This is a genomic window from Flavobacterium tructae (assembly GCF_002217475.1).
Lineage (GTDB): Bacteria > Bacteroidota > Bacteroidia > Flavobacteriales > Flavobacteriaceae > Flavobacterium > Flavobacterium tructae.
Genome location: NZ_MUHH01000050.1, coordinates 29,494 through 49,531, shown reverse-complemented (window position 1 = coordinate 49,531; position 20,038 = coordinate 29,494). Strand labels below are relative to the sequence as shown.

Annotated in this window: 14 protein-coding genes; 12 read left to right on the top strand and 2 right to left on the bottom strand. The window is 37.1% G+C overall.

Going from position 1 to position 20,038, the window contains the following annotated elements:
- Window positions 1–66 precede the first annotated feature (66 nt).
- From B0A80_RS18840 to B0A80_RS18790, 11 genes are all read left to right on the top strand, one after another.
- On the top strand, window positions 67–1,593 hold the full coding sequence (locus B0A80_RS18840) for an SGNH/GDSL hydrolase family protein (RefSeq protein WP_089078306.1): 1,527 nt from the start codon (window positions 67–69) through the stop codon (window positions 1,591–1,593).
- Window positions 1,594–1,825: 232 nt separating this feature from the next.
- Window positions 1,826–3,337: a F0F1 ATP synthase subunit beta gene (atpD, locus tag B0A80_RS18835; protein ID WP_017495935.1), complete on the top strand. Its 1,512-nt coding sequence runs from the start codon at window positions 1,826–1,828 to the stop codon at window positions 3,335–3,337.
- A 92-nt stretch (window positions 3,338–3,429) separates the two neighbouring features.
- Entirely contained in the window at window positions 3,430–3,711 is a 282-nt protein-coding gene (locus B0A80_RS18830) for a F0F1 ATP synthase subunit epsilon (protein ID WP_089078305.1), read from the top strand.
- 187 nt (window positions 3,712–3,898) lie between these two features.
- On the top strand, window positions 3,899–5,035 hold the full coding sequence (locus B0A80_RS18825) for an aminotransferase class I/II-fold pyridoxal phosphate-dependent enzyme (protein WP_089078304.1): 1,137 nt from the start codon (window positions 3,899–3,901) through the stop codon (window positions 5,033–5,035).
- Window positions 5,036–5,244: 209 nt separating this feature from the next.
- A complete protein-coding gene (locus tag B0A80_RS18820) occupies window positions 5,245–5,442 on the top strand; it encodes a hypothetical protein (protein ID WP_089078303.1) in 198 nt (65 codons plus the stop codon).
- A 66-nt stretch (window positions 5,443–5,508) separates the two neighbouring features.
- Window positions 5,509–6,372 carry a TraB/GumN family protein gene (locus B0A80_RS18815; RefSeq protein WP_089078302.1) on the top strand — a complete coding sequence of 288 codons (864 nt, stop codon included), beginning with the start codon at window positions 5,509–5,511 and terminating at the stop codon, window positions 6,370–6,372.
- 6 nt (window positions 6,373–6,378) lie between these two features.
- The gene (locus B0A80_RS18810) at window positions 6,379–6,882 is read left to right on the top strand and encodes an RNA polymerase sigma factor (protein WP_089078301.1); all 504 of its coding nucleotides are present in this window, start codon (window positions 6,379–6,381) and stop codon (window positions 6,880–6,882) included.
- Window positions 6,872–7,486: a hypothetical protein gene (locus tag B0A80_RS18805; protein ID WP_089078300.1), complete on the top strand. Its 615-nt coding sequence runs from the start codon at window positions 6,872–6,874 to the stop codon at window positions 7,484–7,486. The genes B0A80_RS18810 and B0A80_RS18805 overlap by 11 nt, the downstream gene beginning before the upstream one ends.
- Before the next feature lie 144 nt (window positions 7,487–7,630).
- Window positions 7,631–8,248, top strand: coding sequence for a dethiobiotin synthase (bioD, locus tag B0A80_RS18800; RefSeq protein WP_089078299.1), 618 nt, complete (start codon window positions 7,631–7,633; stop codon window positions 8,246–8,248).
- A 100-nt stretch (window positions 8,249–8,348) separates the two neighbouring features.
- The gene (bioA, locus tag B0A80_RS18795) at window positions 8,349–9,620 is read left to right on the top strand and encodes an adenosylmethionine--8-amino-7-oxononanoate transaminase (RefSeq protein WP_089078298.1); all 1,272 of its coding nucleotides are present in this window, start codon (window positions 8,349–8,351) and stop codon (window positions 9,618–9,620) included.
- Between the two features lie 22 nt (window positions 9,621–9,642).
- The gene (locus tag B0A80_RS18790; protein WP_089078297.1) at window positions 9,643–10,812 is read left to right on the top strand and encodes a beta-ketoacyl synthase N-terminal-like domain-containing protein; all 1,170 of its coding nucleotides are present in this window, start codon (window positions 9,643–9,645) and stop codon (window positions 10,810–10,812) included.
- Window positions 10,813–10,966: 154 nt separating this feature from the next.
- Here B0A80_RS18790 and B0A80_RS18785 read toward each other — a convergent pair whose 3' ends face one another.
- Together B0A80_RS18785 and B0A80_RS18780 are read right to left on the bottom strand one after the other, a co-directional pair.
- Window positions 10,967–14,323, bottom strand: coding sequence for a T9SS sorting signal type C domain-containing protein (locus B0A80_RS18785; RefSeq protein ID WP_089078296.1), 3,357 nt, complete (start codon window positions 14,321–14,323; stop codon window positions 10,967–10,969).
- A 365-nt stretch (window positions 14,324–14,688) separates the two neighbouring features.
- Complete coding sequence (locus tag B0A80_RS18780) at window positions 14,689–15,162, bottom strand: regulatory protein RecX (RefSeq protein WP_070906369.1); 474 nt, start codon at window positions 15,160–15,162, stop codon at window positions 14,689–14,691.
- Between the two features lie 289 nt (window positions 15,163–15,451).
- On the opposite strand from B0A80_RS18780, the gene B0A80_RS18775 reads away from it, so the two are divergent.
- Window positions 15,452–19,885 (top strand): T9SS sorting signal type C domain-containing protein, encoded by a 4,434-nt coding sequence (locus B0A80_RS18775; protein ID WP_124020589.1) that lies wholly within the window; start codon window positions 15,452–15,454, stop codon window positions 19,883–19,885.
- The last annotated feature ends 153 nt before the right edge of the window (window positions 19,886–20,038 follow it).

Below are 20,038 nucleotides of genomic sequence, written 5' to 3'. Positions count from 1 at the left end.
CAAAACTTTTATTCGCTTTTCCGGATACAACGTTCAGAAAAGGATAATTATAAAATATAGTAGATCATGGTAAAAAATTTAAAATGGCTGTTTTTGGTTTCAGTAACCTTTATGGCTTGTAATAGTGATGATGCGGTAACGGTGTCAGATTCGTCTGATGGACAGCCGTTAACTTCGGGACAGGCGAATTTTTCAAAATATGTTGCGTTGGGAGATTCTTTCGCGGCAGGTTTTTCAGATAATGCTTTGTTTAAGGCCGGTCAGACCAATGCATACCCTAATATTTTGGCACAGCAATTTGCATTGGTAGGTGGCGGTACTTTTACAACTCCTTTTATGACCGATAACATTGGAGGATTTTCCTCCGGTGGTGTTCAGGTGCCTAGTTTGGGAGTTAGATTGTATTTAGATGTAGCAACAAGTACTCCGGTTCCGGTAAGCGGTGTTTCGGGTACCGATATTAGTGCACGTTTAACGGGAGCTTTCAATAATATGGGGATTCCGGGAGCAAAAGCAACACATTTGGCCCTGGCTGGTTATGCGAGTGCTAATCCTTACTTTGGCAGGATTGCTTCTTCACCTTCGGCAACAGTTTTAGGAGATGCTTTGGCACAGAATCCTACTTTTTTCTCTTTGTGGATTGGGGGTAACGACGTTTTAGGTTACGCTACATCGGGAGGAGACGGATCAAACCCGATTACAGATCCGGCTACTTTTGATGCAGTTTATAAAAACCTGGCAACAGAATTGTCTAAGAATGGAAGAAAAGGTGTTGTGGCTAATTTGCCGGACATCAGTACCTTGCCACACTTTACAACAGTTCCTTACAATCCGTTAACAGTTTCGCTTTTAGGTAATGGAAGTACAGCTGTTGGAACAGCAACGATCAATGCACTTAATGCACAATTATACGGTCCGTTGAAAAGCGCCTTAAATTATCTTGGAGTTACAGACAGAATTGATTTACTATCGTTAACAGCAGCAAATCCTTTGTTGATAAAAGACGAAACGCTTACCAACTTATCTACTCAGCTTACTGCAGTGCTTACGCCATCCGTAGGAGCACAGACTGCGGCGTTTTATGGTACCGTTTTTGGTCAGGCGCGTCAGGCTAAAGCTGCCGATTTGGTGCTTTTGAGCACAAGAGCAGCTATTGGAACGGCACCTACAGCTGCAAACTCAGGAATCGGAATGGCGCCTCCTGCACCGTTGGATAAATTCGGGATTACGTATCCGTTACAAGATAAATATGTATTAATTCCGTCAGAGATAACAGAGATTAAAAATGCTACTGCGGCCTATAATTTAACCATTAAAGCAGCTCAGGAAGCAAACGGTCTGGCATTAGTAGATGCAGACGGATTGATGAAACAGTTGTCTACTGCAAACGGGATCTCTGTAAATGGCTATACTTTGACAAGCGCATTTGTTTTCGGAGGAGTGTTTTCTCTGGATGGTGTTCATCCTTCAGCCAGAGGTTATGCATTTATTGCTAATAAATTTATAGAATCGATTGATGCGAAATACGGTTCAAATCTAAAAGGAGTAGATGTGGGGAATTACCAGACACTTTATCCTAAAGTTATAAATTAAATTTAATTTTTTCATAAAAACAGCCACTTGCTTTCAGAATGCAGTGGCTTTTTTTATGCCCTTAAAAAATACTATTTTCGGTATTTGAGGGCTGACTTTTAAGAATCAAACAAAATCGTAGTATTTTTTATAAAAAAAATATTGATTTTATATTTTAAAAATTTATCTTTGCGCTCTGAAAAAAGAGGTATTTTCGATAAACCTAAATAGCTATTTAATAAATACATAAGTAATGTCAAAAGTAATAGGAAAAGTTGCTCAAATCATTGGACCAGTAGTTGACGTAGTTTTCAACGGTAAGGATGTTGAACTTCCAAAAATTTATGATTCACTAGAAGTCACAAAAAAAGACGGAACATTGTTAGTTCTGGAAGTACAATCTCACATTGGTGAAAATACGGTTCGTACCATTTCTATGGACTCTACAGACGGTTTGAGTAGAGGATATGAAGTAGTTGGAACTGGAAATCCAATCCAAATGCCAATCGGTCCGGATGTATACGGAAGATTATTTAATGTTGTTGGAGATGCGATTGATGGTTTAGGTGAATTGCCTAAAACAGGTGAAAACGGTTTGCCGATTCACAGACAAGCACCAAAATTTGAAGATTTGTCAACTTCATCAGAAGTTTTATTCACAGGTATCAAAGTAATCGATTTGATTGAGCCTTATGCAAAAGGAGGTAAAATTGGATTGTTCGGTGGAGCAGGTGTTGGTAAAACAGTATTGATCCAGGAGTTGATTAACAATATCGCAAAAGGTCACGGTGGACTTTCAGTATTCGCAGGAGTAGGAGAAAGAACACGTGAAGGAAATGACTTACTTCGTGAGATGTTAGAGTCAGGAATTATTAAATACGGTGATGATTTCATGCACTCTATGGAAAATGGAGGATGGGATTTATCTAAAGTAGATATGCCAGGAATGAGAGAGTCTAAAGCTACTTTCGTTTTCGGACAAATGAATGAGCCACCTGGAGCTCGTGCACGTGTAGCACTTTCAGGATTATCTATCGCTGAGTATTTCCGTGATGGAGCAGGAACTGATCAAGGAAAAGACGTATTGTTCTTCGTTGATAACATCTTCCGTTTTACACAAGCAGGTTCTGAGGTATCAGCACTTTTAGGACGTATGCCTTCTGCAGTAGGATACCAACCAACTTTGGCAACAGAGATGGGAGCTATGCAAGAGCGTATTACTTCTACAAACAAAGGATCTATTACATCTGTACAGGCGGTTTACGTTCCTGCGGATGACTTAACTGACCCGGCACCAGCAACAACGTTTGCTCACTTAGATGCAACAACGGTATTGTCTCGTAAAATTGCTGAGTTAGGTATTTATCCTGCGGTTGACCCGTTAGATTCTACTTCAAGAATTTTGACTCCTCAAATCTTAGGAAATGAGCATTATGACTGTGCACAAAGAGTAAAAGAAATTCTTCAAAAATACAAACAATTGCAAGATATCATCGCGATCTTAGGTATGGAAGAATTATCTGAAGAAGATAAGTTATCAGTATCCAGAGCACGTCGTGTTCAGCGTTTCTTATCTCAGCCATTCCACGTAGCGGAGCAATTTACAGGTATTCCTGGAGTATTGGTTGATATTAAAGATACTATCAAAGGATTCAACATGATTATCGACGGTGAGTTAGATCATCTTCCAGAAGCAGCTTTCAACTTGAAAGGTTCTATTCAGGATGCTATCGAAGCTGGAGAAAAAATGTTAGCTGAAGCATAATCAAGCATAGCTTGATAAACATCAAAAAATAAAAATTCCAAATTCCAAGATTGGGATTTGGAATTTTATAATTTGGAATTTAAAAAAAAGTTATGATTTTAGATATAGTATCACCAGAAGCAAAATTATTTTCAGGAGAAGTAACATCAGTAACATTGCCTGGAGTTGACGGAAGCTTCCAAATATTGAATAATCACGCTCCTATTGTCTCTATTTTAGAAAAAGGAACTGTTAAAATTGCTTCTGCAAAGTTTAATTTTTCTAAAGATGTAGCGAGTAAATTCACGAAAGTAAACGAGCAAACTTATACATTAGAGATTGCATCAGGTACTGTTGAAATGAAAGATAATAGAGTAATTGTTTTAGTTGACTAAAGCAGTTTCGGAATAAATACAAAAAGACTTCAAGTAATTGGAGTCTTTTTTTTATGCTCTAATTTTTGCTTTTTGATTGCCGGAAGATATTGTATTCAGAGAGTATCATTTAAATGATTATCTCTGATCGGGCTTATGGAAGCAAAGCAGTAGTTTATTTTACAATCAATTTTATAACTTTGCTTTTATGAAATTACCGGAGAACCTGAATCAGAAATTAGAGATACGAAAGCAAAACAATTCGCTTAGAAAATTACCGGTTTTTAGTAACCGAATAGATTTTTCGTCTAACGATTATATAGGTTTTTCAAAATCAGAATCTATTTTTAAGCATACTCATGCTTATTTGCTGGAAAACGAAATTTTTCAAAATGGCGCAACCGGATCGCGATTGATTTCAGGGAATCATTCTTTATATCAAATTACAGAAACGTTTATTGCGGAATTTCATGATGCTGAATCAGCATTAATCTTTAATTCGGGTTACGATGCCAATGTTGGTTTTTTTAGTGCTGTACCGCAACGAAATGATGTTATATTGTATGATGAATTAAGTCATGCTTCTATTCGGGACGGAATTACAATGTCTAATGCAAAATCGTATAAATTCAATCACAATGATTTTGAAGATCTGGAACGTCTTATTCAAAAATTTCCGGATACTACGGTTTATATTGTTACCGAAACGGTTTTTTCTATGGATGGGGATAGTCCGAATTTAGAAGAATTAGTAAACTTGTCTGAGAAGTACAATTGTTATCTGGTAGTTGATGAAGCGCATACTTTAGGCGTATTTGGAGAAAAAGGAGAAGGTTTGATACAATATTTAAAATTACACCATAGAATTTTTGCCCGAATTATGACTTTCGGAAAGGGTTTAGGATGTCATGGTGCTGTGGTTTTGGGAAGTACAGCTCTTAAAGAATATCTGGTCAATTTTGCCAGAAGCTTCATTTATACTACAGGTTTATCACCTCATTCTGTTGCGACAATTCTTATAGCGTACAAACAATTGGAAGCAGAGAAAGCAACCATTGAAAAGTTACGCAATAATATTGTGTTTTTCAATCAGCACAAAAACTTATTAGGGCTAAAGCCAATGTTTGTTCGCAGTAAGTCGGCAATACAATCGGCTATTGTTCCGGGAAACGAAAATGTAAAACGCCTCGCAGAACAACTTCAGGGTAAAGGATTCGATGTAAAACCGATACTTTCTCCAACCGTTCCGGAAGGTCAGGAACGTTTGCGTTTTTGTATTCATAGTTACAATTCAGAAAAAGAGATTAACGAAGTTTTAGAATTGCTGGGGAACTTCGTGTTTTAGGATACTATGTTTCACAGAGATTCACCAAGTTATCACAGAGCTTCGCAAAGTTATTTTGTGAGGCTCTTTTTTCTTTGTGAATCTCTGCGTGAAAAAAATATTTCCGTCAGCCCTTTGTTTATGGGCTTGTATAAAAAAGTTTAAAAATTTTTGTAACGTTTTGAATGTTTGATTACTTACGAGTCGTAATCAAATAAACCAAAACAATTATGAAAACAAACTCAACATCAGTTACAGAAAAAGTATTCCATTTCGTATTTGTCTTTGTTGCTTCTGCAGGACTTGGATATGCGTTAGTAAATCAATTTATTTTAGACAAACCAAATATGGGATTGCTTTCAGTTATGATTTGTCTCTTTGTAGCTTCAATGGCTTCCTGGCAAAGAAAAAAACATACTAAATCATAGTACTCATTCAATCATCAGTCAAAACAATCAATCAAATCATCATCAATCATTAAATCAATCAACAAAATGAAAAAATTAGTTACATCAACAATTGCAGTAATTGCATTAGTTTTTAGTGGAACGACACAGGCACAGAAAAAATCTCCAAAACTTGAAAATTCGCTTTTATGGGAAGTTACAGGAAACGGATTATCGAAACCGTCTTATTTGTACGGTACAATTCATGCAATTTGTTCAGGAGATTATTTTCTGTCTGATAAGACAAAAAAAGCATTTGAAGCCTCAAACGAATTAGTGTTGGAAATTGATTTAGCAGACCCGAAAGAAATGGCAGATATGCAGCAATTGGTATTGGGGAAAGAACCTTTAAGTAAGAGACTGAGTCCGGAACAATTGTCAAAATTGGATTTGATTCTGCAAAAAACAATCGGAATGACGGTTAAACAGGTAGATGCTTATAGCCTGACCGCAGTAATGAGCATGGTTTCGATTAAAAGTTTTGGCTGTAAAGATCTTAAGTTTTATGAAATGGAATTTATTGAGAACGCAAAGAAAAGAAATATTGAAATTGGTGGTCTGGAAACGGTAAAATCTCAAGAAAAAATGTTGGAAAAGGCTTATAACAATGATGAAATGTTAATGATGCTGGAGGAGCTAAATGACTCCGTAATGTCTCAATCAGTATCCTTTTATAAAAATGAAAATATCAATGGATTGTATGATGTTATAACAGATGAAAAAATGGGGAGTGAAAAGACAAATAAAGTTATCTTAGACCAGCGAAACATGAATTGGGTAAAAACGATGCCGGAAATGATGAAAAAGCGGAGCGTGTTTTTTGCTGTAGGATCGGGACATTTGGGGGGAGAGTATGGAGTGATTAGTTTATTAAAGAAAGCAGGTTATAAGGTCAAACCAGTAATGCAATAAAATATTTTGAAAGAGAAAGAACAGGAATTTTTAAATCGGATCGAAAGTCACAAAGGAATACTGTACAAAGTTTCTAAAATGTACATGGATAATTCTGACGATCAACAGGATTTGTTTCAGGAAATCGTTTGTCAGCTTTGGAAATCGTATGATTCTTTTAGAAATGAAAGTCAGTTTTCGACCTGGATGTATCGTGTAGCGGTGAATACAGCCATTGTTTTTCTGAAAAAGGAAAAGCGAAAGGTAGACAAGTACGAAATCGCTTCGGAGAATATTAAGGATGATGAAGGAGATTCACACATCAAAGAAAATCAGATCGATCATTTTTATAAGGCTGTTCAAAAACTCGAAAAAATAGATAAAGCGATCATTTTTTATCAGCTGGAAGGTTTCTCTCATAAGGAAATTGGAGAGAATTTAGGAATTTCAGAAGGAAATGCCAGGGTGAAATTAAACAGAGCAAAAGAAAAATTAAAAGAAATAATTAAAAATCAGGGATATGGATTTTAACGATATACAAAACGCATGGAACAATGATAAATCGGATAACATTGTTCTTCCGGATAATCTGGAAAAAATACAATCGGCCAATACGCCGTTAGACAGAATCAAAAAGAATTTAAAAAGTGAGCTGATTGTACAGGTAATTTCCGTTGTGTTAATAGGGCTTACTCCTTATATTTTTCATTTTGAAGAGAAATATATCATGCCTTTTTTCTTGCTTTTCAGTATGTTTACGGCTGTTTCAATTTATTATCTGACAAAGCTTTATTTTTTCTACAAACGACTAAACAATACAGCTCTAAAAACAAAGGACAATTTGTATGAAACTTATTTCGATATCCGTTTGAACATGGAATTGTATAAGACTTTCGGATTTGCTCTGACACCTTTTCTGGTAGTATTTCTAATCGTTTTTATCTACGATCAGACTTCTAAAGCGGTTGATTTTACAATGCTTGAATTTAGTAACACAGAAATGCTCAGTATTTTTTCAGTCATTCTCTTTTCAATTCTTTTTATGGGACTGAGTCTAGAATGGTGGGTTCAGTTTTATTACGGAAAATATGCTAAAGAAATAAAGAAAGTGATAGACGAATTAAAAGAAGAGTAAGTTAAATAGAACCCATCATACGTGATGGGTTTGTTTTTATTGGTATTTTTGCATCGATTATTAAGCAGGTATTCACCGAGAAAAGATTATTTGATACCAGAAGGTCTAATTGTTTTTTGTGAATATTTGCGAAACAAAAGAAGCATGAAAATATTTATAACCGGAATTTCAACAGATGTTGGTAAAACCGTTGCTTCGGCAATCGTTGTTGAAGCTTTAGAGGCCGATTACTGGAAACCTGTTCAGGCCGGAGATTTGGATTTTAGTGATACGCACAAGGTAAAATCTCAAATTTCAAATTCGAAATCTCAATTTTTCCCGAATGCATACGAGTTAAATACACCCGCAAGTCCGCATCTGGCTGCAGAAATTGATGGGCTTACAATCGATTTGAAGAAGATTGTGGAACCTCGAACCAATAATCATTTGGTTGTAGAAGGGGCAGGAGGAATTTTTGTTCCGCTGAATGAAACAGATTCTATTATTGATCTAATTCAAACCGATTATAAAGTAATTGTGGTTTCAAGACATTATCTGGGGAGTATCAATCACACCTTGTTAACTGTAGAAGCGATTCAGAATCGTGGTTTTAAAGTTGCAGGAATTATTTTCAGCGGAAGCGAAAACAAATCGACTGAAAGTTTAATTCTCAACAAAACCGGAATAAAATGTATCGGAAGAATTGATGAAGAACCTTATTTTGATCAGAATGTAATCCGGGAATACGCCGATTTGTTTAGAGAGAACTTACTTAATTTATAGAGAAAAGAAGACAGAATAAAGAAAATAGACTTTCTTATCTTTGTCAAAATTGTAGAGTTTAGTCTATTTTCTATACTCTAATATCCATATTCTAAACAAGATGACATTAACAGAAAAAGACAGCCAATACCTTTGGCATCCTTATACACAGCATAAAACAGCACAGGCGCCAATTGCAATTTCCAGAGGTGAAGGAGCTTTACTTTGGGATGAGAACGGCAAGGAATATATTGACGCTATTGCCTCATGGTGGGTGAATCCGTTCGGACACAGTAACCGATTTATTGCCGATGCGATTTACAAACAGTTAACTACTTTAGAACATGTATTGTTTGGCGGTTTTACACACGAACCGGCAGTAAAAGTAGCTGAAAAACTGATTGAGATTCTGCCTAAAAATCAACAGAAGATTTTCTTTTCTGATAATGGTTCAACAGCGGTTGAAGTGGCTATAAAAGTGGCTTTACAGTATTTTTTCAATAAGGGTGAAAAACGTACTACAATAATTGCTTTTGAAAATGCTTTTCACGGAGACACTTTTGCGGCGATGGCAGCAAGTGGTATCTCTTTTTATACACAGGCTTTTCAGGGAATGTTTATTGATGTAGTCAGAATTCCGGTCCCGGTAAAAGGACAAGAGCAGGAAAGCTTTGATGCCTTGAGAAATGTGATTCAAAATCATAGTTGTGCCGGTTTTATTTTTGAACCTTTGGTACAGGGTGCAGCTGGAATGGTAATGTATGAACCGGGGGCTTTGGCTAAACTGATTCAAATCTGCAAAGAGAACAATGTTCTTACCATCGCCGATGAAGTAATGACAGGTTTCGGTAAGACGGGAAAAACCTTTGCAATGGATTATGTGACAGAAGTTCCGGATATGATGTGTTTGTCTAAAGCATTAACCGGAGGAACAATACCAATGGCAATCACCACTTTTACACAAGAGGTTTTTGATGCTTTTTATGATGACGATATCAACAAGGCTTTGTTTCATGGACATACGTTTACTGCAAATCCGACGGGTTGTGCTGCGGCTTTGGCTAGTATTGATTTGCTGCATACAGATGAAATGCAGGCTAATATTGAAAGAATTCATAAGAGTCATTTGGATTTTCAGAAGAAAATGGAAAAGCATTCAAAAGTAATTACTGCCAGAACATTGGGGGTTATTTTTGCAGTTGAAATCAAATCAGATTCAGAAGAGAGTTATTACGGTTCAATGCGAACTAAACTTTATAATTTCTTTATTGATAAAGGTGTTGTTTTGCGCCCTGTCGGAAATATTGTTTACATTTTACCTCCGTATATCATGAGTGATGAGCAGCTTCAAAAAGTATATAAAACCATTGAAGAAGCCATTGAAATGGTGTAATTTTGCGATTAAATAAAATATTTTGAATACACAAAAAATCTCTATAACAGCTTTTTCTTCTATTTCACCTTTAGGAAATACTACGGAATCAGTGTGGGAAAAGTATCTTGATCGTCAACATTGTTTTTCGAAACAGTTTTTAGACCAACAGGAAACTTCTGTTGCTGCTCTGGATGCTGAATCTAAACAAATTGTTTCGGAAATAAGAGAGTCCGATCCTAAGTACAAATTTCTGGATGATTCGGTTTTGTTTGCTTTGGCGGCTTCTCGACAAGCGGTTAAGCAGGCAGGATGGAGTTCGGATGATATCTTCGGAATTAATATTGGTTCGTCCCGAGGGGCAACAGATTTATTCGAAAAGCATTATAAAGAATACATCGATACAGGAAAAGCCCAAACTTTAGCTTCTCCAACAACAACTCTAGGAAATATATCTTCCTGGATTGCTCACGATCTACAGAGTGTTGGACCGGAAATATCGCATTCTATAACGTGTTCAACTGCACTTCATGCCTTGCTGAATGGTGTAGCATGGTTGAAATCAGATATGGCTGATAAATTTTTGGTAGGAGGAAGCGAAGCCCCATTGACGGATTTTACGATTGCTCAAATGAGAGCACTTAAAATATATTCGAGAATCGATCAGGAAACGGAATCATGGCCCAATTTGGCTTTCGATTTTGAGAAAACCCAAAATACTATGATTTTAGGGGAAGGTGCGGCAGTTTGTTGTTTGGAAACCGGCGAGAAAGAGAATGCAATAGCATACATAACAGGCGTGGGTTATGCAACCGAGATTTTAGAACACAATATTTCTATTTCTGCAGAAGCAACCTGTTTTCAGAAATCAATGAAAATGGCTTTAAAGAATGTAGCTCCTGAATCGGTTGATGCAATTGTGATGCACGCTCCCGGAACGATCAAAGGTGACTTAACCGAGTTGAGGGCTATTGAAAAAGTTTTTGGATCTCAGCTGCCTTTGCTTACTACCAACAAATGGAAGATCGGACATACTTTTGGAGCGTCGGGTATATTGAGTTTAGAGTTGGCACTTTTGATGTTTCAGCACGATACTTTTATTGGAGTACCTTTCGGAGAAGAACAAAAACAGACAAAATCGATTAAAAGAATATTGATTAATGCGGTAGGTTTCGGAGGAAATGCGGTTAGCGTTTTAATCGAAAAGCCCTAGTTTAATTTTTCGAATACCAAGTGAGATATAAAAAAATCCATTCTGTTTCTCAGAATGGATTTTTTTATAGAACGAATTAACGAATTAACGAATTAACGAATTAACGAATTAACGAATTAACGAATTAACGAATTACGAATTAACGAATTAACGATTACTGAAACAATACTTTTCGGGTAACAGTAAAATCATTTGCTAAAGTCACCTTCACCAGTAAAACCTGATTGGCAGACGGTAAATTTTCAATTTGAAAGGCTGCACTGTTTAATTTGTTTTTACTGTATAATTGTTTACCGGTAATATCAAAAACAACAACTTGTTTAATGTTTTCTTTTGATGAAGATATTTGAATGGTTTTATTTCCAGTCGAAATAAGAATGCCGTTTTCGATGTTTTCAAAATCCCCTGTACCTAAAGTTTTGCCTGGTTTATAGCGCAGAGTCAAACGTTCGGTAAAGGTACCGGCTTCGGTTTTAAAAGTATAATTGCTTTGTGTTAAATCATGAACAGTTCCTGTAGTTTTGTCTTCAATGTAAATGGCCTGATTGCTCATGTTTCCGTCTACTTCGTCAATTGCAACAGTAAAATCACCTGCAACTGTTGTTCGGTATCCTAATGGAACTAGATCGGCATCTGTAAATGGCAGAGCACGTCCCTGAATTACATATTTGTTTTTTTGATCCGTAGTGTAAAAATCCAAATATTGATTGCCGTCAAAAGTTAACCCATCGTAATTAGTTTCAAAGTCATTGGTTGCCCCTTCAATGTAGCTTACTAGCAATTGTTTAAAAGCTCCCGTCGCATTGGTCATGTTTAGCCAAATGCGGTGTTTTTCTAAAGCTAATACTTTTGACGTGTTTCCGGGTCTGAAAAACTGACCGTTATTCGATCCGCCCAATCGCATTGAATTATTAAACTTGACTTTTCCTGCAGCATTCGTTGTTACAAAGAAGGCTTGTCCGGCTGCTATGTTACCCGTCGGTTTAGTGCCTTTGTCTTTTGCAGGATCATTATTGTGCTGTTTATCTGATTTTGCAGAAACTCCTCCACTAAGGTTGTAGGAAGCATAATCATCAGCACTGTACTGATTACTTGCTACAGGTTTTGCCGGAGTGTTGTGCGTCCAGAAATAGAGCGTTCCGTTTAACATTGGATTCTCTTTTAAAAGCATATCAGCACTTAAGGCAGACGGATACGGATTTCCAATCAGGTGACTTTTCATTGCGGTTAATGATTCTCCTTCCAGATCTCCATTGTTTGGAATTCCTTTGAAAGTTGCGGTAAATTCTTGTTTATTGGTATTGGTGTAATTCGATGGTCCTCGAATAATGTATCCTTTTCCAACAATCATATTGCTTTCTCTATTGGTTCGTACCCATTGTGTGCCATCATTGCCATAATAAAAATTGGCAGGCGTAGAAGGCGAAACGTCTACTAATTTTTGTGGAGTTACCGGAGTAGACCAATACAAATAATCTTTTTGGAATATAGGCGGACTGGTACGGATATAGGAAATACTCCCCGTATTCTTAGCATTGCTTTTTTGTATCAAACTGGAACTGTTTTCAAAAACTAAAGATCCGGAGTTTACGTCTATACTATTGGCAATAGTTAAGGTGACTCCTGATTTTATAGTTACCGTTGCTCCATTATCGATTGTACAGGAACATCCGTTAAGATCTGTTTCTGCAGTATAATTTCCTGTAAATTGAATTGGATCGTTTAGTGATGGCGTTCCACCTGACCATTTAGTGCCATTCCAGACATTTCCGGGTAGGATTATAATGTTTGACGAATATACTCTTGTGCAATTATCATCGATGGCAAATTTATAAGTTCCGGGAGCTAATCCTGAAATTTCGTATGTGGTTCCGGAAGTTGTATAATTGTATACAGTTCCTCGTGACTCCACCAGTTTTCCTGATGAAGGTATATTTTGTAAAACAACACTTCCGCTTGGGGTAGTACAAGTAGGCTGTGTGATAGTTCCTACTGTTGGGGCAATATTTGCCTGTTTGGTGATCATAGCTTCTGAAATTGCAGTGGTTGCTGTTCCGCAGCTTGATGTTACTACCGCATAGTAATATAATGTTCCTGATGTTGTGGATTGTGGAGTGTAACTACTGGTTCTGGCGCCATTTGAAGTTCCTAATGCTGTTCCGTTTGTGGTACTTGCAGCAGTATTGCTGAACCATTGATAGGTTAAGGTTCCTGATGCTGCTGTGGCGGTAACCGTCAAAGGTGTAAAGGCATCGTTGAGGCATTTGGTTTGAGTAGCGGTCGACTGTGAGGTGATTTTTAATGATGGGTTAACCGTTAGTTTAGCAGTATTTGAGTTTGTGTTAGTATTGGCAGGACAAGAGGTGGAGCTTCTTGCGACACAACGAACATAGTAGTCACTATAGGACAAAGGAAGGTTGGTCAAATTTAAGGTTGCTGTGTTATGACCTGATACACCCTGAACCCCATTGGTATTAGTCCAGTTCGTTGACCCATTGGCAGAATATTGCCATTGGTAGGTTGCATTCGAGGCTGATGCGGTTACGCTAAAGGTTCCGGACTGACCTTCGCAGGCAACTAAATCCTGTGGTTGATTGCTAAACGTTAATCCTGATTGTACATTTACGGCTATACTGTTTGAGGCATCGCTTGGGCATACATAATCATTCTTTTTTGTAATTACCGAGTAGGTTCCTGAAGTTGTAACCGTTATGCTTCTGGTAGTTTCTCCGTTTGACCAAAGGTAATTGTCTTCAATGCTTGAAGTCAATACCACACTGCCTCCCTGGCAAAAAGTCGTTGGTCCGCTTGCAGTAATAGTAGGTTTTGCTGTTTTTCCGTTGGTGATATTAACATATAGGTATTTGGCTTCATTTGTTCTGCAATCATTAGATACTTCGACTTTAAGATTTCCTGCAGTTGAGCTGGTGGTTACTGTAATGGAGTTGGTATTAGCTCCCGCGGTAATAACCCAACCAGATGGTAGTTTCCAGTCGTATTTGGTTGCATTTGGTACAGGAGGTATGGAATAAACTTGTCCTGTGTTTCCAGGGCACTGTGGTGTAAATCCTGTAATTTCTCCAGTAGTTCCTAAAGCTTCATAAACAGTGATTTGCTTTTGGGAAGTTTTAACGGTGGAGCAATTTGGTTGCGTTAAGGTGTAGATTACATTTGCAACTCCAGGTGCTAACGCTTTGATAGTAGCGTTTCCTTTGCTTGAGCTTATAACTTCTAAAACTGAAGGGTTTGATGAAGACCAGGTGCCAGAGTCCCATCCTCCAGCCGACCAAAATCCCTCTGTAACTCCTACACATAATTTGTTATTATTACTGCTTACTGTGCCTGCTGTTGCACCAGAGTTACATTGTGCATTTAAATTATTAATGCTGATCAGGAAAATGAAAGTAAAAAATGCTTTAAAGTAAAGTTTTGAAGATCCGAAGACGTTTTTTATTTCTAATAGAAAATTAAAGGGAAAAAATAGGATTTTGGAAAGTAGAGTTCTCTTCATATTGAAATGTTTCTATACAATTTAGTGGTGCTGGTACAGGATAAATTTTGCCCGAGCAAAGATAGATACACATACGTGATTGGAAATATGAAGGTTTTTGGAACGGTCGTTTAATCGACAAAATGTCAAAATAGTCGACAAAATGCATCTTTAGAAATGAGATTTTATGTTATTTCTTATAAATAACATTCTCGAAGTATGAGGAAAATCGCAGAATAACGCTCAAAACGATCCTATTTTTAGAACTATAAGTAGTAAAAACGTCTTTTAAGTGAAAAATTTGCAAGAAAATTGAATGTGCGAGTATGGTGATTTTGACGAGAAAAATCAAGAAGTAGTGAGGTTAAGCCCGTGTTTTTTTTGGACTAGAATTCTTTTTCAAGTAAAGTAACTTTATCGTAAACAAGAAAACTCTCGTAGCCACGACGAAGCATATAGTCGCAAAACTTTTTTCGTTTTTTTAGGGTGTTTTTTTCGTGTATGCTGTTCCAGCATCGCTCAGAAAGCTGGTCGAAAGTGGCTTCGTATTCCTCGACAGTGATTTCTTTTAAAGCAAGCGTAATATTAGCCGACGAAATTTGTTTTGCTTTCAGTTCATTGGTAATTCGAATTCTGCCCCAATATTTCATGCGATGTTTACCTCTGGCAAAGCTGCAGGCAAATCGGGTTTCATTTAGAAAGTTAGTTTCAATCAATTGAACCACAATAGTATCGATTTCATCGGCAGTCATTTTTAGGCTGTACAGTTTGGATACCACTTCGGCATGACAACGTTCCTGATAAGCACAGTAGTGTTCTAACTTCAGTAAAGCCTCTTTGGGAGTGCAGATTGAATTCATGGCTTTTTTCTTTCTTTTTAACGATTACGGCTAAAAATAGTCATTTAAATGTTAAAAACACAACTATTTTTTTTGTTTTTCTCAGAAAAGTCTTTTGTTAAAATGTTGTATATGTGGGGAATTATAATATTTTTGTACACAAAATTAACAGTTTTTTATGACCTTGTAAAACAGGGTTTTAGCTTTTAGTTTTAAAACAAAGTATAAAAACAACTCCTGAATTTAATAGGGAATATTTTTTGTGTTTTGTTGCCCCAAAAACAAATTTAATCATAAATACCACTTTCATATGATTCAAAAATTACTTTTGAGCGTCTGCTCTGTATTTTTAAAATTTTCTGATCCCCAAACCAGAAAAACTTCTAATCCAGTTATCAAATTAGCCTGTTTGGGAATGTTCTTGGTCATGAATTTGGGTTATGGGCAAATAACTTGGGATGGTTCAAGTGGAGATAGAAACTGGAGTAACCCAGCAAATTGGAGCAGCAATACTGTTCCAACAATTTTAGAAGATGTGATTATTCCTAATGGCACTAGTGCAAATCTTAGAACTATTAATATTAATATAGCGGCGGTTTGTAAAACATTGACAATTAATGGAGGAGGTAGTTCGAATTCAACTACAGCCGTAACAATTACGGGATCCAATTCATTAACGGTTTCAGGAGATGTAACTATTAATGCTGTTACAACAAATGGAATTACTAAATATATAGATGTTGCCGCCGGTTCAATGTCTTGCGCAAGTGTCACAATGCAATCTTCGGGAGGTACAAATAGAAGAAGTAGTTTAAGATTGTCATCGGGAACGGTAGAAGTATTCGGTAACATTGCAATGAATAGTACTAATAATGATATAACTTTTAGTGGATCAGGATTATTGAAAGTGGGAGGTTCGATGACTTCGGGAACTTTAAACCCTGCAACAGGAACGGTTGAATATAATAGTACAGGTGCTCAAACTATAGGATATAACACTTATTACAATTTAGTTTTATCCGGGAATACGGGTGCCGTTAAAACTTTTTCAGTTGGTGCGTCAACTAATAGTTTAGCTATTAAATCGGGTGTTGTTGCAAATTTGGGAACTTCTACACATAATGCCAATACACTTACATTTGCGGGAGTAAATCAGGACATTGGTTTATGGGGGAGCAGCAGTTCTGTTGCAACCTACAAAAACGATACTTATTTTGCTTCCACTTCAGGTGTTGTGACTGTTGGAAGAACCTATCCTTCATTTAATTTTAGCAATGTCAGGCCGATTACCAATGTGGTTTTTAATGCTCTTTCAAATGCCAGTTCCGCTTTATTAACGTCGCCAGCATATGAGAATTATACGAATTATAAAACCAGTGTCACTGTTGGTCAAAGTTATAACTTAGCGGTTCAGGGTAATACCGATGGAGATTATACCTATTATTACCAAGCCTTTTTTGATTGGAATCAGGATGGGGATTTTTTAGATGCCGGTGAATCGTTTAATATATCAACTATTAGAAATTCTAACGGAATCGATGGTAAAACAGCATCTAAATTAATTGCTGTACCTTTAAGTGCTGCTCAAGGTACTACCCGAATGCGTTTAATCAGTCATTACAATTCCTACAATACTACCCCCAATGCTTCTGTTGATGGTTATAGCTATGGCCAGGTAGAAGATTATAGTATTAATATTGAAGGAGCTTGTTCTACTCCCGCTCCCGGGGCTACTTTGTCAACGAATAATCCTGTTTGCTCTAATGTGCCTTTCACTTTATCTGTTGAGAATCCAAGTACGGGAGGAACAGGATATCAATGGGAAACTTCGACAGATAATGTAACTTGGAACAATGCTACACCGGGACCTGTTACTATTATAGATACAGATTTTAGTACGACTCCAACTAATGCAATTACCTTAGGTAATACAAATATTAGCGGGGGTGAATTAATTTTAACTCCGGCTGCCGCAAGTCGTGCAGGGGGATATTTTATTAACACTTCTCCGGGATCGAATATAACTCCTTTTACAGCAAGTTTTGATTTTAGAATGTTTGATGGTGATGCTGCAGATGGAATGAGTTTAAGTTATGGACCGGCTGGCAGTATTTCTAACGCTACTGCTGGTGGAGGAGAAGAGGGAGAAGGCACAGGTTTTATTTTAAAATTTGATACTTATGATAATGTCACAGGAGTAGGGAGTGGCAGTATGATTAGAATTCTTTATGCAGGAGCGCAGATTTTTGCGAATAGCCTTAATCCGTTTAATCTTAGGAATGCTTCATACAGAACTGCAAATTTAACGGTGGATGCTAATGGACTGTTATCTTTAAAAATTGGAGCTACGACAATTGTTTCCGGACTTTCGGTGCCTGGTTACGTTGCTGCTGACAAAACGAACTGGAAATTCAAGTTCTCAGGACGTACAGGGCAACAATTTGATAGACAGAGTATTGATAGAATGACTATTGTGTGTGGAGATGTCTTGTCAAGTAATTTAAGCTATACTACAACTCAGGTAGTTCCTACTCGTTATCGTGCTAAATTAACCTGTGGCGGTACGTCTGTGTATTCAACTCCTGTATTAGTTAATATGATCTCAGCCGTAATTCAGCCAAAAACAGCATCAGTTTGTAGTAATACTGGTTTTACGATAACTCCAACTAGTGGGGCAAATGAGAGTGTGCCGTCAGGTACTACGTATAGTTGGCCATCTCCGGTCGTTACCGGTGGATTAACTGGGGGAGCTGCAAGTTCAGGTTCACCAAATTCTATAACAGGAACATTAACGAATTCAACTGCCACAGATCAAACAGCAACTTATACCGTAACTCCTACTTCGTCAGGTTGTACAGGAAATCCGTTTACGGTCACAGTAACTGTTAGTCCACTTCCAGCTACACCAACTTTAGGTACTGTCACGCAGCCAACCTGTACCGTTACTTTCGGTAGCATTGCTTTAAGCGGATTACCTTCCGGTGGAACTTTAACAAGATCACCAGGAGCAGTAGCTATACCTTATACAGGAACGGCAGTAACAGATACTAATCTTGCGGCAGGTACCTATTCGTACGCCGTTGCAAATGGTCCTTGTTCCTCAATTTCGACTACAGGAATTGTAATTAATCCAGTTCCGACAGCGACCTATAATGGTACCTGGAGTAGTCCTGCAACTATAGATAAGAAACTTATTTTTAACTCCAATTTTATCTCTACAGGAGATGTGAGTGGATGTACCTGTGAAGTTAATTCAGGGGCAAATGTTACAATAGGAGCTGGACATACCTTGAAGATTGCAAATGATGTTAAGGTATATAGCGGAGGTACAATGACTTTCAAAAATACAGCGGCTTTAGTTCAAATAAATAATGTAGTAAATACAGGTGATATCACTTACGAGCGTACCACTCCTCCTATATTGCTAAAAGATTATGTGTATTGGTCAACTCCGGTAAGTCCACAAACCTTAATTAATCTTTCGCCTTCAACCCCTAGTACTATGTATTATGGTTTCGATGGTACACAGTGGGTACGAACGAATAGAAATGATAATATGGTAGTAGGTAAAGGGTATATCATTCGTGCCCCGTCAGGTTATTCGAATAGTTCTAAGACAGTCTATCCGGCAAGTTTTAAAGGAGTTCCGAACAATGGAAATATAGAAACGGAAATGTTGGCTTCAGGCAAAAGTTATTTGATAGGGAATCCTTATCCGTCAGCTTTAAGCGCAGAGAGGTTTGTTTCAGAGGGCATAGAAGGGTTTATAAAAACTAATGAAAATGTAATAAATGGTACCCTTTATTTCTGGACCCACAACACACCGGCAAAACCTGTTGCAAGTAATCAGTATACTTCGGATGATTATGCTTCATTCAATCTAACTGGAGCGACAGCAGCGGAATCGGGTGGTGATAAACCAACTGGAGAAATTGCGGCCGGACAGTCATTTTTTCTAACTGCTAAAGCTGCAGGAAAAGTTCTTTTTACCAATGCCATGCGATTAGGGGCAACAGATAATGGCCAGTTTTTCAGACCTGCAAATAGTTCGAGAAAAGCTACTATAGAAAAGAATCGTATCTGGTTAAACATGACCAGTACAACCGGGGCGTTTAAACAATTATTGTTAGGTTATATAGAAGGTGCAACCAATGATTATGAAACCTTATATGATGGTCTAACTCTTGATGGTAACCAGTATTTGGATTTTTATAGTGTAAGTAATACGAATAAATTTGTAATTCAGGGACGTGCCTTACCATTTACAGATGCTGATATTGTTCCGTTAGGTTACCGTACTGCCGTTGCAGGGGATTTTACAATTGCGATAGACGAGGTTGATGGTAAAATGTCCAATCAGAAAATTTATGTTGAAGATAAAACAACTGGTGTTATTCATGATTTAACACAGAGTAATTATACTTTTAAAACCGAGGAGGGGAACTTTACTGAACGTTTGGTATTGCGTTACACTGATAAAACTTTGGGTGTCGGAGATTTTGAAAACGTTAAAGACGGGATCTTAGTTTCTATAAAAGACAAAGTAATTGCGGTACAATCTTCGCAAGAAAATATTAAGGAGGTTACAATATATGATGTGTCAGGTAAAATGCTTTACAATAAAAAGAAAGTAGGTAATACAGAATTGCAGATTCAAAACCTAGCATCTTCAAATCAGGTTTTATTAGTGAAAGTTACTTTGGCAAATGATTTTACAACGACAAGAAAAGTTATTTTTCAGTAAATCATAAATAAAAGTTCATTTCAAAAAATCCATTCCGTTTTTCGGAGTGGATTTTTTTTGCATTTTAAGAAAATAAAGTTGTCAAAAAAATCACCAAAATTGGTGATTGTGAGTTTTATATGAGGGTTGTAGTTTTGAGCCAAATTATTATCA

What these genes read in the sequence shown, in the direction of transcription:
- B0A80_RS18840 (WP_089078306.1), top strand. Translation starts at nt 67, where the DNA reads ATGGTAAAAAATTTAAAATGGCTGTTTTTGGTTTCAGTAACCTTTATG.
- atpD (WP_017495935.1), top strand. Translation starts at nt 1,826, where the DNA reads ATGTCAAAAGTAATAGGAAAAGTTGCTCAAATCATTGGACCAGTAGTT.
- B0A80_RS18830 (WP_089078305.1), top strand. Translation starts at nt 3,430, where the DNA reads ATGATTTTAGATATAGTATCACCAGAAGCAAAATTATTTTCAGGAGAA.
- B0A80_RS18825 (WP_089078304.1), top strand. Translation starts at nt 3,899, where the DNA reads ATGAAATTACCGGAGAACCTGAATCAGAAATTAGAGATACGAAAGCAA.
- B0A80_RS18820 (WP_089078303.1), top strand. Translation starts at nt 5,245, where the DNA reads ATGAAAACAAACTCAACATCAGTTACAGAAAAAGTATTCCATTTCGTA.
- B0A80_RS18815 (WP_089078302.1), top strand. Translation starts at nt 5,509, where the DNA reads ATGAAAAAATTAGTTACATCAACAATTGCAGTAATTGCATTAGTTTTT.
- B0A80_RS18805 (WP_089078300.1), top strand. Translation starts at nt 6,872, where the DNA reads ATGGATTTTAACGATATACAAAACGCATGGAACAATGATAAATCGGAT.
- bioD (WP_089078299.1), top strand. Translation starts at nt 7,631, where the DNA reads ATGAAAATATTTATAACCGGAATTTCAACAGATGTTGGTAAAACCGTT.
- bioA (WP_089078298.1), top strand. Translation starts at nt 8,349, where the DNA reads ATGACATTAACAGAAAAAGACAGCCAATACCTTTGGCATCCTTATACA.
- B0A80_RS18785 (WP_089078296.1), bottom strand. Translation starts at nt 14,323, where the DNA reads ATGAAGAGAACTCTACTTTCCAAAATCCTATTTTTTCCCTTTAATTTT.
- B0A80_RS18780 (WP_070906369.1), bottom strand. Translation starts at nt 15,162, where the DNA reads ATGAATTCAATCTGCACTCCCAAAGAGGCTTTACTGAAGTTAGAACAC.
- B0A80_RS18775 (WP_124020589.1), top strand. Translation starts at nt 15,452, where the DNA reads ATGATTCAAAAATTACTTTTGAGCGTCTGCTCTGTATTTTTAAAATTT.